The sequence below is a fragment of the Pseudomonas sp. TWRC1-2 genome (assembly GCF_049896685.1).
GTDB lineage: Bacteria > Pseudomonadota > Gammaproteobacteria > Pseudomonadales > Pseudomonadaceae > Aquipseudomonas.
The window spans coordinates 892,100-904,394 of the sequence record NZ_JAFCUU010000002.1; the positions used below are offsets into that span (position 1 = coordinate 892,100).

Annotated in this window: 13 protein-coding genes; 4 read left to right on the plus strand and 9 right to left on the minus strand. The window is 59.2% G+C overall.

What is annotated here, in order from left to right; translation table 11 throughout:
- The first annotated feature begins 48 nt into the window (after positions 1-48).
- Entirely contained in the window at positions 49-519 is a 471-nt protein-coding gene (locus ACP7B3_RS08635) for a MaoC family dehydratase (protein ID WP_003175719.1), read from the plus strand.
- 68 nt (positions 520-587) lie between these two features.
- Here ACP7B3_RS08635 and ACP7B3_RS08640 read toward each other — a convergent pair whose 3' ends face one another.
- Positions 588-1,055: a ferritin-like domain-containing protein gene (locus ACP7B3_RS08640; protein WP_145159513.1), complete on the minus strand. Its 468-nt coding sequence runs from the start codon at positions 1,053-1,055 to the stop codon at positions 588-590.
- A gap of 205 nt (positions 1,056-1,260) precedes the next feature.
- Between ACP7B3_RS08640 and ACP7B3_RS08645 the strand changes: the two genes are divergently transcribed.
- On the plus strand, positions 1,261-1,497 hold the full coding sequence (locus ACP7B3_RS08645; RefSeq protein ID WP_017139191.1) for a DUF3820 family protein: 237 nt from the start codon (positions 1,261-1,263) through the stop codon (positions 1,495-1,497).
- Between the two features lie 10 nt (positions 1,498-1,507).
- Entirely contained in the window at positions 1,508-2,683 is a 1,176-nt protein-coding gene (locus ACP7B3_RS08650; RefSeq protein WP_426178630.1) for an aminotransferase class V-fold PLP-dependent enzyme, read from the plus strand.
- A 202-nt stretch (positions 2,684-2,885) separates the two neighbouring features.
- Here the strand turns inward: ACP7B3_RS08650 and ACP7B3_RS08655 are convergent, their stop codons facing one another.
- From ACP7B3_RS08655 to zwf, 3 genes are read right to left on the minus strand one after another with little or no spacing between them, the layout of a single operon-like run.
- Entirely contained in the window at positions 2,886-3,551 is a 666-nt protein-coding gene (locus ACP7B3_RS08655; RefSeq protein ID WP_106578446.1) for a bifunctional 4-hydroxy-2-oxoglutarate aldolase/2-dehydro-3-deoxy-phosphogluconate aldolase, read from the minus strand.
- Positions 3,552-3,568: 17 nt separating this feature from the next.
- Entirely contained in the window at positions 3,569-4,282 is a 714-nt protein-coding gene (gene pgl, locus ACP7B3_RS08660) for a 6-phosphogluconolactonase (RefSeq protein WP_426178631.1), read from the minus strand.
- Entirely contained in the window at positions 4,269-5,735 is a 1,467-nt protein-coding gene (zwf, locus tag ACP7B3_RS08665; RefSeq protein WP_106578444.1) for a glucose-6-phosphate dehydrogenase, read from the minus strand. The genes pgl and zwf overlap by 14 nt, the downstream gene beginning before the upstream one ends.
- Positions 5,736-5,954: 219 nt before the next feature.
- On the opposite strand from zwf, the gene ACP7B3_RS08670 reads away from it, so the two are divergent.
- Positions 5,955-6,815 (plus strand): MurR/RpiR family transcriptional regulator, encoded by an 861-nt coding sequence (locus tag ACP7B3_RS08670; RefSeq protein ID WP_170039859.1) that lies wholly within the window; start codon positions 5,955-5,957, stop codon positions 6,813-6,815.
- Positions 6,816-6,936: 121 nt separating this feature from the next.
- Here the strand turns inward: ACP7B3_RS08670 and ACP7B3_RS08675 are convergent, their stop codons facing one another.
- The 5 genes from ACP7B3_RS08675 to ACP7B3_RS08695 all read right to left on the minus strand — a co-directional run bounded on the left by ACP7B3_RS08675 (position 6,937) and on the right by ACP7B3_RS08695 (position 12,239).
- A complete protein-coding gene (locus ACP7B3_RS08675; RefSeq protein ID WP_124418336.1) occupies positions 6,937-7,782 on the minus strand; it encodes a D-hexose-6-phosphate mutarotase in 846 nt (281 codons plus the stop codon).
- A gap of 103 nt (positions 7,783-7,885) precedes the next feature.
- Positions 7,886-9,232: a carbohydrate porin gene (locus ACP7B3_RS08680; RefSeq protein WP_145159521.1), complete on the minus strand. Its 1,347-nt coding sequence runs from the start codon at positions 9,230-9,232 to the stop codon at positions 7,886-7,888.
- Between the two features lie 97 nt (positions 9,233-9,329).
- Positions 9,330-10,490 (minus strand): ABC transporter ATP-binding protein, encoded by a 1,161-nt coding sequence (locus ACP7B3_RS08685; protein ID WP_145159523.1) that lies wholly within the window; start codon positions 10,488-10,490, stop codon positions 9,330-9,332.
- A 2-nt stretch (positions 10,491-10,492) separates the two neighbouring features.
- On the minus strand, positions 10,493-11,338 hold the full coding sequence (locus ACP7B3_RS08690) for a carbohydrate ABC transporter permease (RefSeq protein WP_106578440.1): 846 nt from the start codon (positions 11,336-11,338) through the stop codon (positions 10,493-10,495).
- A complete protein-coding gene (locus ACP7B3_RS08695) occupies positions 11,331-12,239 on the minus strand; it encodes a carbohydrate ABC transporter permease (protein WP_053257700.1) in 909 nt (302 codons plus the stop codon). The genes ACP7B3_RS08690 and ACP7B3_RS08695 overlap by 8 nt, the downstream gene beginning before the upstream one ends.
- Positions 12,240-12,295 lie beyond the last annotated feature (56 nt).

A 12,295-nucleotide genomic window follows, 5' to 3' on the forward strand; every position in this document is an offset into this window, starting at 1 on the left:
TAAAATCATACTGTTTAATTACCGATTAGCCACAGGATGCACCCCGAGATGACTCAGGTTACCAACACCCCGTACGAAGCCCTCGAAGTCGGTCAGACCGCCAGCTACAGCAAGACCGTCGAAGAGCGTGATATCCAGTTGTTTGCCGCGATGTCCGGCGACCACAACCCGGTGCACCTGGATGCCGAGTACGCCAAGGCGACCATGTTCAAGGAGCGTATCGCCCACGGCATGTTCAGCGGCGCCCTGATCAGCGCGGCCGTTGCCTGCGAGCTGCCTGGGCCGGGCACTATCTACATCGGCCAGCAAATGAGCTTCCAGAAGCCAGTGAAAATCGGCGACACCTTGACCGTGCGTCTGGAAATCCTCGAGAAGCTGCCCAAGTTTCGCGTGCGCATCGCCACTCGCGTGTTCAACCAGCGTGATGAGCTGGTAGTGGACGGTGAGGCGGAAATCCTCGCACCCCGCAAGCAGCAGGTGGTGACATTGACCGAACTGCCGCCGATCAGCATCGGCTGATACCCGGGTATAAAAATCGCCCATAAAAAAGCCCCGCATCAGCGGGGCTTTTTCTAATCAGGAGCGACTCAAGACTGAGCACGAGCCTGGTTACGCAGGGCTTTCACCTGGTCGTGGTTACGTTGGGCGCCGTGGAACTGACGCTCAACCAGGTCACGAATACCCAGCAGGTTGTGCTTGTTGATCTTCTCGATCGCTTCTTTGTAAGCCTTCAGTGCGTGGTCTTCACCGCGCTCGGCTTCGTTCAGCACGGCTTCTTCGTCTTTGCCGGTGACCATCGATTTCACGTCGACCCAACCACGGTGCAGTGCGCCGGCAACCGAACCGGAATTTTCCGGATCGCCACCCAGGGCTTTCACAGCGGTTTGCAGCTCAGCGGCAGCGCTGGCGCAATCGGCGGCACGTTTCTGGAAGAGCGCTTTGAGCTCTGGGTGCTTGATGTCTTCAGCACAAGTTGCGAAGCCTTTCTGGCCGTCTTTGCTGGTCTCGATCAGGTCGTTAAGTACAGAGATCGATTCTTTGTTGATGTCAGTCATTTTTCAATTCCTTGTGCGGGTTAAGAAACGTGTATTAATGATTGCAGCGCCCGTGCCAAGTTTTAAAAAACAACTTTTTCCTTATTTTTCAACAAGATAAAAATTATTGAACCATCTGTATGCGAGTTATTTGCATGATCTGTCATTTGGCCTTCATGCAGAATGCCTGTATTTTCCAAGGTCTCGACTCGAACGCTTGAAGCCCATGAACCCCGAAAAACTCGAATTGCTGATCACCCGCGAAATGCCCTTCGGCAAATACAAGGGCCGGATCATCGCCGACCTGCCCGGCCCCTACCTGAACTGGTTTGCCCGTGAGGGTTTCCCTCACGGCGAGTTGGGCGGCTTGCTGGCGTTGATGCAGGAAATCGACCACAACGGCCTGTCCGAACTATTGGAACCGCTGCGCGTAAAGCACGGCAAACCTGCCCCCCGCCACTGAGAGCCTCGCCATGCCAAGGAATGCAGATAACGAACGTCACTGGCAGGCCATTGCCCAGCGCTATGAGCTGGAACCTGGCCCGATCAATCTGGAAAACGGCTACTTCGGACGTATGAGCCACGCGGTACGGGCGCAGTACCTGGAGCACGTCGCGTTTATCAACCGCAGCAACTCGCTGTATGTGCGCCAGCGCTTTGAGCAGGATGAAAACGACGAGGTGCGCCGCCAACTGGCCGGACTGATCGACGCCGACCCGGAGTCGATTGCGTTCACCCGCAATGCCACAGAAGCTTTGCAGTCACTGATCCGCAACTACAACAACCTGCAACCGGGCGACCAAGTGCTGATCAGCGACCTGGAGTACGACACGGTCAAAGGCGCGATGCGCTGGTTGGCGGGCTATCGCGGTGTGGAGGTGATCGAGTTATCCCACGCTCACCCGGCCAGTTTCGACAGCCTGGTGCAGACTTATCGCACTGCGTTTGTGCAGTACCCACGCCTCAAGTTGATGGCCCTGACCCACGTGACCCACCGCACCGGCCTGGTAATGCCCGTCGAGGCGATTGCCACAGCCGCACGTGAGCACGGCGTGGATGTGATCCTCGATGGCGCCCACGCCCTGGGCCAGATCGAATTCAACCTCGCCCAACTGGGCATCCAGTTCGCCGGCTTCAATTTGCACAAATGGATCGGCGCGCCGCTGACTCTGGGCTTTCTGTACATCGCCCCGGAGCGCCTGGCCGATATCGACCCGGACATGGGCGAGTGTCATTACCCGGCCACCGATGTTCGCGCGCGTACGCCCTACAGCACACCGAATTTCCCGGCGCTGATGACCTTGCCGCTGGTGCTGCAAGAGCACCGTGCACTGGGTGGCTCGGCGGCCAAGGGCGCACGGGTCAATTACCTGCGGGATCGGTGGGTGAACCCGGTGCGTCAGTTGCCGGGCATTGAGGTGCTGACGCCGGATGACCCACGGCTGTATTGCGGGATCACGGGGTTCAAGTTCACCGGACGTGATCAGCAGGTGATGGCGGATCGGTTGCTCAAGGACTACGACCTGTTTACCACCACCCGTGTCGGCGCGGCCTTTGGCAGCTGCATTCGGGTAACGCCGGGGTTGGTGACTTCCGCGGCGGACATCGATGCCTTGGTCAAAGCAATAACCGAGCTAAGCGCGGACTAAAATGTGGGAGCGGGCTTGCTCGCGAATAGGCTGGGTCAGTCGACGAATAGGCCAACTGAACCAGCGCATTCGCGAGCAAGCCCGCTCCCACATTGCTCAGCGTTAGATTTGAGGTTTTCTACAGGCAAAAAAAAGCGGCACACCGACCAAGTGCGCCGCAAAAATGCCGTTAAGCACAGCAACAACGATTCGGTAAATCAGCTCAATCCAGCAGTGCCAGCGCCTGTGCGGTGACTTCCTGGATGCGGGCCCAGTCGCCGTTCTTGATCCACTCCGGATCAAGCATCCAGCTACCGCCCACGCACATCACGTTTTTCAACGCCATGTAGTTTTTGATGTTGGCCGGACCAACGCCGCCGGTTGGGCAGAATTTCACTTCGCCGAACGGGCCACCCAACGCCTTGATCGCAGCAACGCCGCCACTCACTTCAGCCGGGAACAGTTTGAAGCGACGGTAACCCAGGCCATAGCCTTCCATGATGCCGGAGGCATTGCTGATGCCTGGCAGCAACGGGATCGGGCTGTGCACCGAGGCTTCCAGCAGGTCACGGGTAATGCCTGGCGTGACGATAAACTGCGAGCCCGCCACTTCGGCGGCTTCGAGCATGTGACGGTCGAGCACGGTGCCGGCACCGGTGCACAATTCAGGGCGTTGCTCGCGCAGCACTTGAATCGCCTTGAGGCCGAACTCGGAACGCAAGGTCACTTCCAATGCGGTCAAACCGCCCGCTGCCAGGGCATCGGCCAGCGGCAGGATGTCCTGTTCGCGGGCGATGGTGATCACCGGCAGGATCCGCGCCTTGGCGCAGAGGCTGTCGATCAAGGCAACTTTATCCGCCATGGACACGGTCGGTTGAGGGCTTTTCATAGCGGCTGATCCTTGGCTCATGGGCACCAGTAAATCTCTAAAGTAGGTTGCAAAAACGCGCGTATCGGCATGGCAGCAACGTCGTCACTGGCCAGCGCGGCGCTCAAGGTGGTCAATTTTGCGCTGCCGGAAATCGACAGCACGGTGTAGTGGGCCGTGGCCAGCAACGCGCGACTCATGGTCAGGCGCTGGTGCGGCACGCTCGGCGCAAGCATCGGCCAGCAACGGCGGGTACCGTCGGCCTTCAGTGCTTCAGCCAGGTTCGGGCTGTTGGGGAACAGCGACGCGGTGTGGCCGTCATCGCCCATGCCGAGTACCAGCACGTCGATGGCGGGCAACTCTGCCAACTGGCGATCGGCCAATTCGGCGGCATCTTCAAGCGTGGCGGCAACGTGATACAGGCTGAGGAACTTGGCCTTGGCCGCCGGACCTTGCAGCAAGTATTTCTTCAGCAGGCCGGCATTGCTGTCGGCGTGCTCCACCGGTACCCAACGTTCGTCGGCCAGCGTGATGGTGACCTTGGACCAGTCCAGCCCCTGTTTGGCCAGGTTCTGGAAAAACGCCACAGGGCTGCGGCCGCCGGACACCACCAGGGTCGCCTCGCCACGGGCACTGATGGCCGCGCGCAGTTGCTCGGCCACGTCATTGGCCAGGCCATCGGCCAGCAATACAGGCGTGCGGTACTCATGAGCAGTTACGCCCTGAGGCAGTTTCAATTCAGATATCGCCATACCATGACCTCCCATCCCGCGTGATCAGTGCAATTGAGCTCATCGGCCCCCAGGAGCCCGCCGCGTACGGCTTGGGCGCATCACCGGATTTTTTCCACCCGGCGATCAACTGGTCACACCACTTCCACGCGGCTTCGATTTCATCTTTGCGAACAAACAGGTTCTGATTGCCGCGCATCACTTCCAGCAACAACCGCTCGTAGGCATCCGGAATACGGGTGCTGCGATAGGTGTCGGAAAAATTCAGTTGCAGCGGGCCACTGCGCAGCTGCATGCCTTTGTCCAGGCCCTGCTCCTTGGTCATCACACGCAAGGAAATACCTTCGTCCGGTTGCAGGCGGATGATCAGTTTGTTGCTGATCTGCAGGCGCTGCTCGGGGGCGAAGATGTAGTGGGACGGTTCCTTGAAGTGGATGACGATCTGCGACAGCTTTTGCGGCATGCGCTTGCCGGTACGCAGGTAGAACGGCACCCCGGCCCAACGCCAGTTACGGATATCGGCACGCAGGGCGACAAACGTTTCGGTGTCGCTCTGGGTGTTGGAATTCTCTTCTTCCAGGTAACCCGGCACCGGCTTGCCGGCGCTGTAGCCGGCGATGTACTGGCCGCGCACCACTTGGGTGGTCAGGCCTTCCGGGCTGATCGGCGCCAGCGCCTTGAGCACCTTGACCTTCTCGTCACGGATGCTGTCGGCGGACAGGTCGGCCGGCGGGTCCATGGCGATCAGGCAAAGCAGTTGCAACAGGTGGTTCTGGATCATGTCGCGCAGCTGGCCGGCCTTGTCGAAGTAACCCCAGCGGCCTTCGATACCCACTTGCTCGGCCACGGTGATTTCCACGTGGGAAATGTAGTGCTGGTTCCACTGGGTTTCGAACAGGCTGTTGGCAAAACGCAACGCGATCAGGTTCTGGACCGTCTCTTTGCCCAGGTAGTGGTCGATACGGTAGGTGCGGTTTTCCGGGAAAAACTGCGCCACGGCGTCGTTGACCTTGCGCGAGGACTCCAGGTCCGAACCGATGGGTTTTTCGAGCACGACGCGGGTGTTTTCCGCCAGGCCGACCTTGGCCAGGTTTTCGCAAATCGCTCCGTAAACAGCCGCCGGGGTGGCGAAGTAGGCGATCAGGCGTTGGTCGCTACCGACCTTCTCGGCCAGGCCGACGTAATCGTCGGCTTTCATGAAATCGACATGCACATAGGCCAGGCGCGCGAGGAAGCGTGTGGCCACGGCTTCATCAAGTTCCTTGCCGACGTACTTACGCAGTTCTTTCTCGATGTGGGCCATGTGTTGCTGTTCGGAGCCGGCCTCACGGGCCAGGGCCAGGATGCGCGTGTCGTCGTGCAGGAGGCCCGCGCCATCGAGTTGATAGAGAGCAGGAAATAACTTGCGCAGCGCCAGATCACCCAACGCGCCAAACAGGGCAAAGGTGCAGGGTTCTACGGTTATCGAAGGCATGATGTTTGTTCTTTTATCAAGTTAAGCTACAAATACCTTTTTTCAAGGCATCACTCAAGGAAAAATGTAGTAATAACCACAACATTTTCCCGAAATACGCATTCCGAGTGGTGGTGTTCAGCTACCCTCAGTAGGATAGGCCACCGCAAAGAACCACTCGTCGATTGGTTACCGCCCTTAATTTGCATCGTCGCCCGAAGGAAAGACTGAATGGACCGCGTGCGAAATCTTCTGGAACAGATCCGGAACCGCCTCGAAGAATTGAACAAGGCCGAGAAAAAAGTCGCCGAGGTTATCCTGCTCAACCCGCAGCAGGCGACCCGCTTCTCTATCGCCGCCCTCGCCCAAGCCGCCTCGGTCAGTGAACCGACGGTCAACCGTTTCTGCCGTTCGTTCGGCGTCAGCGGTTACCCTGAACTTAAATTGCAGCTGGCGCAAAGTTTGGCCAGTGGCGCGGCGTATGTCAGCCGCGCCGTGGAAGCCGATGATAACCCTGAGGCCTACACGCAGAAGATCTTTGGCAGCGCCATCGCATCTCTGGACAGCGCCTGCCAGGCCCTGGACCCGGCCCTGATCAGCAAGGCCGTGGACCTGTTGATCCAGGCGCGGCAGATCCACTTCTTCGGCCTTGGCGCTTCGGCCCCGGTGGCCATGGATGCGCTGCACAAATTTTTCCGCTTCAACCTGGCCGTGACCGCCCATGCCGACGTGCTGATGCAGCGCATGATCGCGTCTGTGGCGCATACGGGCGAGCTGTTCGTGATTATTTCCTACACCGGGCGTACCCGTGAGTTGGTGGAAGTGGCGCGCATCGCCCGGGAAAACGGTGCATCAGTGCTGGGCGTGACCGCCGAGAACTCGCCACTGGCCAAGGCCAGTACGGTAAGCCTGAACATTCCGCTGCCCGAAGACACGGACATCTACATGCCGATGACCTCGCGGATCATCCAGCTCACCGTGCTGGATGTGCTGGCGACCGGCATGACCTTGCGCCGTGGGGTGGATTTCCAGCCGCATTTGCGCAAGATCAAAGAGAGCCTGAATGACAGCCGGTATCCGGTGGGGGATGAGTTCAACTAAGCCAGCCTGTGTGCTGGCTTCACTGGCCTCATCGGGGGCAAGCCCCCTCCCACAGTTTGATTTGTGAATACCTTCAAATGTGGGAGGGGGCTTGCCCCCGATGAGGCCATCAGCCGCACCACTAAGCCCCTGCCCTGGCCTGCAAACTCAAATGCGCCCTCTCCCCCGGCGCCAAGCTCGCCCCGGCCATCGCCGACTCCACGCACACAAACCCTGACGCCTCGTTAAAGCTCACGCCCAACAACGGCCGGCTGCCCGGGTGCCACACCACGGTGTCGGCGCTGTCGCCGGTGTCGATGCACAATTCGCGTTGCCAGGCGTGGTCCTTGAGGTGCAATTCGCCCTCGTGCTGGAACACCCGTTGGCACCCGCCATCCACGCGCAGCTCGCCTTCCTGCTGGCAAGCCTGGCGATTGAGCTGGTCGTAACCTTGCGCGCCATCAAGCCCAGACAGCGCTATCTCATCCACGTGACCAATACGCCAATAGGCGTGCAAAGCATGGCTCAATTGGCACGGCAACTCGTCCTGATGCTCGGTGCACAGGCGCAGCTCCAGGGTTTCACCCAGGTGTGCGTGCAGGTCGACCTGCCAGTCGCACAGCTGCAATTGCCAGTGCAGGCGCACACCGTCGTCGTCGGTGCTGCTGTCGAGCAGCTTCCAGTCGATCAGCCGCGCCCACCCATGGGAAGGCCACGCGTTTTCGCTCGGATGACGCCCATACCACGGCCAGCACACCGGCACGCCGCCTCGGATGGCGCCGACTTGCGGCCACTTGGCCGCGCACCACAGCCAGGGTTTCTGGCCACGCGGTTGAAAGTGCAGCAATTGCGCGCCCTGACGGCTGAACACTGCCTGGCACAACGGATGGTCGATGACCAACACGTCGCGCATCTGAAAGCGTTCCCAGGCGAACACCGGACGCTCGCGCAGGGATTTGAAAAAGCGTTGCAGCGGATGCTCATGCATGTGCCACGGTCCTGAAGTTCTTCACAGTGCAATCCAAAAAAAAGCGGATAGCCATGGCTATCCGCAAAATGCGCACAGAGAGAAGGAGCTTATCGCAACAGCGTTAGAACGTAGACTGAATTTTCAGGCCCGCTACTACCGCGTTGTCGACTTGTTTCACACCACCTGGGTTGGCGATGTATTGCAGGTTAGGACGCACGGTCAGCCAGTTGGTGACGTGGATGCCGTAGTTGAGTTCGACGTTGTACTCGGTGTTACGCAGCGGTGCGTAACCGGACTGGTCGTAGTCGGTGAAGCCACCGGCCGCGTTGAGCAGCTCAGCGTTTTTCTTCACGTCACTGTTGGCATGGATGCGGGAAACACCGATACCGACGTCATCTTTGGTACGTGCGTCGAATGGCCCTTTATACACAAGCATCAGCGACTGGTAGTTGTCGACCAGGTTGGTGTCTTTGTCGTGGAAGGTCACGTTGGCCGCAATGTTCAGGCCGCGCGAAGCATCGCCATTGTGCGTGGTGAGTTGCTGTTGCAGAACGCCCCAGTAGCCGCTTTTGCTGCTGCGCACGCGGAAGGCCGCACCGGTGGTGCCCGCATCGTTACCGTTGACGTCTTCACGTACGTCGGTAGCGTCAGCGGTGCTCTTGTAGTAACCCACACGGTATTCGCCCGGCAGGCCATTGACCTTCGGCGACCAGACCAATTCCACCGGCAATACGGTGCCCTTGGTGCCGCTGCCGCTGAGTTTGAAGCCGTTGCCGTGCTCCAGCTGCGATGGGTTCTGGTTGTACGCACCGATTTGCGCATACAGCTCAGGCGTGATGTTGTACTTCACGCGGATCGCTGCCTGGCTGACTGGCCAGTTGTACCAGGTGTTGACGTAGTTACCCACTTGCGAGCCGCAGAACGACAGGTTCTGGAAGTCGCACGGGAAGGTGTTGAAGTCTTCGCCTTCACCGAAGTAACCGAGCTTCACGTCCAACTTGTTGTCGAACATCTGGTGCTGAATCCAGAACTGGGTCAGACGCACCATGTGGCCTCGGCCATCAACTTCTTGAGACGAACTCAAGGTGCCGGCACGCGGGTCACCAATGCGGTCATTGGAGATGTTTGCGCCGTTCCGGTTGGTCAGTTGGATCTTGGCCTGGGTGTTATCCCAGCCCCACAGCTTTTGCAGATCCAGTGCTACGCCCAGACCGAACTGGTCAGCGTAACGGGCAGTTTTGTCGTTGTTGTAGCCACCGCTCAGGTTGCCACCGACTTCCCCAACGTAATCAGCCTTGATATCGATACCTTGCTCGATCAGCTTGGTACGCTCGCCGCCCCAATCGCCGGTCATCCACTTGGAATCGGCACTGAAAGCATCGTCCGCCATCGCATTGGCGGACAATACCAGGGCTGCTGCCGCTGACAGTTGGCAGATCAGCCGGGTGTTGTTGTGTTGCTTTTTCATCCCTACATCCTCGTCTTTATTGTTATTAAACTGTTTTTATCTAACGCGGGTTACTTTTTTTAACCAAAACAACAAGTTATCCATTCAGGCGCAACACTCAGCGTCCCTTGAATTGGGCCACATTATCCGCACGGTCCTGTGCTGGCAATGAAGCGGCAGTGCCCAGGCGCTCGCCGGTGTTGGCGTCAAACAGCAGCACCTTGGCTGGATCGAATTGCAGGGTCAGGGTCTCGCCCACCTGCGGCGCCACGTCGGGCGCCAGGCGGCAGCAGACCTTGGTATCGTTCAGTTGCACGAACACCAGGGTGTCCGGACCAGTCGGCTCGGTGACCTGAACTTCGGCACGAATGCTCGATGCGCTGTCGCCCTCGCCTGCCGCCAGCATGATCTGCTCCGGGCGCAGGCCCAGGATCACATCACGGTCTTCGAGGCCGGCGTCCGACACGTTAAGCGCCAGCTCGCAGCGCGCCTGGCCGCTGTCGAGCAGCGCCACCAGACGACCGTCCTTGCGTTGCAGGCGCAGCGGCACGAAGTTCATCGGCGGCGAACCAATGAAGCTCGCCACAAATTGGTTGGCCGGGTTGTTATAGATCTCTTTTGGCGTGCCGAACTGCTGGATGATGCCGTCCTTCATCACCGCCACTTTGTCGCCCAGGGTCATCGCTTCGATCTGATCGTGGGTGACGTAGACGGTGGTGGTTTTCAGACGCTGGTGCATCAGTTTCATTTCGGTGCGCATCTCGACGCGCAGCTTGGCGTCGAGGTTGGACAGCGGTTCGTCGAACAGGTAGATCTTCGGCCGACGTGCCAGGGCACGGCCCATGGCCACACGCTGTTGCTGGCCACCGGACAGTTGTCCCGGTTTACGGTTGAGCAAGTGTTCGATCTGCAGCAGCTTGGCCACGCGCGCTACTTCGGTGTCGATATCGGCCTGGCTCATTTTGCGAATCTTCAGGCCGAACTCGATGTTCTCGCGCACGCTCATGGTCGGGTACAGCGCGTAGGACTGGAACACCATGGCGATGTCGCGATCCTTGGGGCTCATGCCGCTGACGTCTTTATCACCGATCATGATCGCGCCGCCGGTGATGGTTTCAAGCCCGGCGATGCAGTTCATCAGCGTTGATTTGCCGCAACCCGAAGGGCCGACCAGGATCAGGAACTCGCCTTCCTTGATCGACAGTTCAATGTTCTTCAAGGTGTCGGGCAGGCCGGCGCCATAGGTCTTGTTTACATTGCGAAGTTCAAGCGTAGCCATGATTACCCCTTGACCGCGCCGGCCGTGAGGCCGCGCACGAAATACTTGCCTGCGATCACATAGACCAGCAGGGTCGGCAGCCCGGCGATCATCGCCGCCGCCATATCCACGTTATATTCCTTGGCCCCGGTGCTGGTGTTGACCAGGTTGTTCAGCGCCACCGTGATGGGCTGCGAGTCGCCGCTGGAGAACACCACACCGAACAGGAAGTCGTTCCAGATCTGGGTGAACTGCCAGATCAGGCAGACCATGATGATCGGCGTCGACATCGGCAGAATGATCTGACGGAAGATGGTGAAAAAACCCGCACCGTCCAATCGTGCCGCCTTGATCAGCGCATCCGGAATGCTCACGTAGTAGTTACGAAAGAACAGTGTAGTAAACGCCAACCCGTAGACCACGTGCACAAACACCAGGCCGGTGGTGGTGCTGGCCAGGCCCATTTTGCCGAGGGTGAACGAGGCCGGCAGCAGTACGGTCTGGAACGGCAGGAAGCAGCCGAACAACAGCAGGCCGAAGAACAACTGCGAGCCTTTGAAGCGCCAGAACGACAGCACATAGCCATTCAACGCGCCGATGGCGGTGGAGATGAGTACGGCCGGAACGGTGATCTTGATCGAGTTCCAGAAGTAGCCATCTACAGTGGCCCAGGCCTTGACCCAGCCGATGCCGGTGACCACGGTCGGCCAGCTCAGCAGGTTGCCGGTGCTGATGTCTTCCGGGGTTTTGAAGCTGGTCAGCAGCATCACCACCAGCGGCACCAGGTACAGCAGCACCGCGAGGATCAGCACCGCGTAGATCGCGACGCGACTCAGGCTGATGGTCGGTTTGGAAGCGAGACTAGTCATTACGCTTGGTCCTCAGCTCGGAGTACAGGTAAGGCACGATGATCGCGAGGATCGCGCCGAGCATCAGGATTGCACTGGCCGAGCCCATGCCCATCTGGCCACGACTGAAGGTGAACGAGTACATGAACATCGCAGGCAGGTCGGAGGAGTAGCCCGGGCCGCCGGCGGTCATTGCCGCGACCAGGTCGAAGCTCTTGATGGCAATGTGCGCCAGGATCATTACCGCACTGAAGAACACCGGACGCAGGCTGGGCAGCACCACGCTCCAGTAGATGCGCGGCAGGCTCGCGCCGTCGATCTGCGCGGCACGGATGATCGACTGATCAACCCCACGCAGGCCGGCGAGGAACATCGCCATGATGAAACCGGAGGCTTGCCACACGGCGGCAATCACCAGGCAGTACACGACGCGGTCGGGGTCGATCAGCCAGTCGAGACGGAAGCCTTCCCAGCCCCAGTCACGCAGAAGTTTGTCCAGGCCCATGCCCGGGTTGAGCAGCCATTTCCAGGCGGTACCGGTGACGATCATCGAGAGCGCCATCGGGTACAGGTAAATGGTGCGGATAAAACCTTCGCGGCGGATTTTCTGGTCGAGGAAAATCGCCAGGGTCACGCCAATCACCAGGGTGATACCGATAAACATCCCGCCAAAAACCGCCAGGTTCTTGCTCGCTACCCACCAGCGGTCGTTGTCGAACAACCGCGCGTATTGCGCAAGGCCGGCCCATTTGTAACTCGGCAGGAAGGTGGATGTGGTGAACGACAGCACGAACGTCCACAGGATGTAGCCATAAAAGCCCACCAGCACGATGAACATGCTGGGCGCCAGCACCAGTTTAGGGAGCCAGCGCTGCAGTGCATCGAACGGCGAGGCCTTGCTGAACACAGCAACAGAACTCATGGGAAAATCCAGTACAGGGAAAAAGGACTACAGGAACAAACCTTGTGAGGGGTCAG

Coding starts and splice junctions, on each gene's coding strand:
- pgl (WP_426178631.1), bottom strand. CDS start 4,282: ATGGCGATATCTGAATTGAAACTGCCTCAGGGCGTAACTGCTCATGAG.
- ACP7B3_RS08640 (WP_145159513.1), bottom strand. CDS start 1,055: ATGACTGACATCAACAAAGAATCGATCTCTGTACTTAACGACCTGATC.
- ACP7B3_RS08680 (WP_145159521.1), bottom strand. CDS start 9,232: ATGAAAAAGCAACACAACAACACCCGGCTGATCTGCCAACTGTCAGCG.
- ACP7B3_RS08685 (WP_145159523.1), bottom strand. CDS start 10,490: ATGGCTACGCTTGAACTTCGCAATGTAAACAAGACCTATGGCGCCGGC.
- ACP7B3_RS08695 (WP_053257700.1), bottom strand. CDS start 12,239: ATGAGTTCTGTTGCTGTGTTCAGCAAGGCCTCGCCGTTCGATGCACTG.
- ACP7B3_RS08645 (WP_017139191.1), top strand. CDS start 1,261: ATGAACCCCGAAAAACTCGAATTGCTGATCACCCGCGAAATGCCCTTC.
- zwf (WP_106578444.1), bottom strand. CDS start 5,735: ATGCCTTCGATAACCGTAGAACCCTGCACCTTTGCCCTGTTTGGCGCG.
- ACP7B3_RS08650 (WP_426178630.1), top strand. CDS start 1,508: ATGCCAAGGAATGCAGATAACGAACGTCACTGGCAGGCCATTGCCCAG.
- ACP7B3_RS08690 (WP_106578440.1), bottom strand. CDS start 11,338: ATGACTAGTCTCGCTTCCAAACCGACCATCAGCCTGAGTCGCGTCGCG.
- ACP7B3_RS08675 (WP_124418336.1), bottom strand. CDS start 7,782: ATGCATGAGCATCCGCTGCAACGCTTTTTCAAATCCCTGCGCGAGCGT.
- ACP7B3_RS08655 (WP_106578446.1), bottom strand. CDS start 3,551: ATGAAAAGCCCTCAACCGACCGTGTCCATGGCGGATAAAGTTGCCTTG.
- ACP7B3_RS08635 (WP_003175719.1), top strand. CDS start 49: ATGACTCAGGTTACCAACACCCCGTACGAAGCCCTCGAAGTCGGTCAG.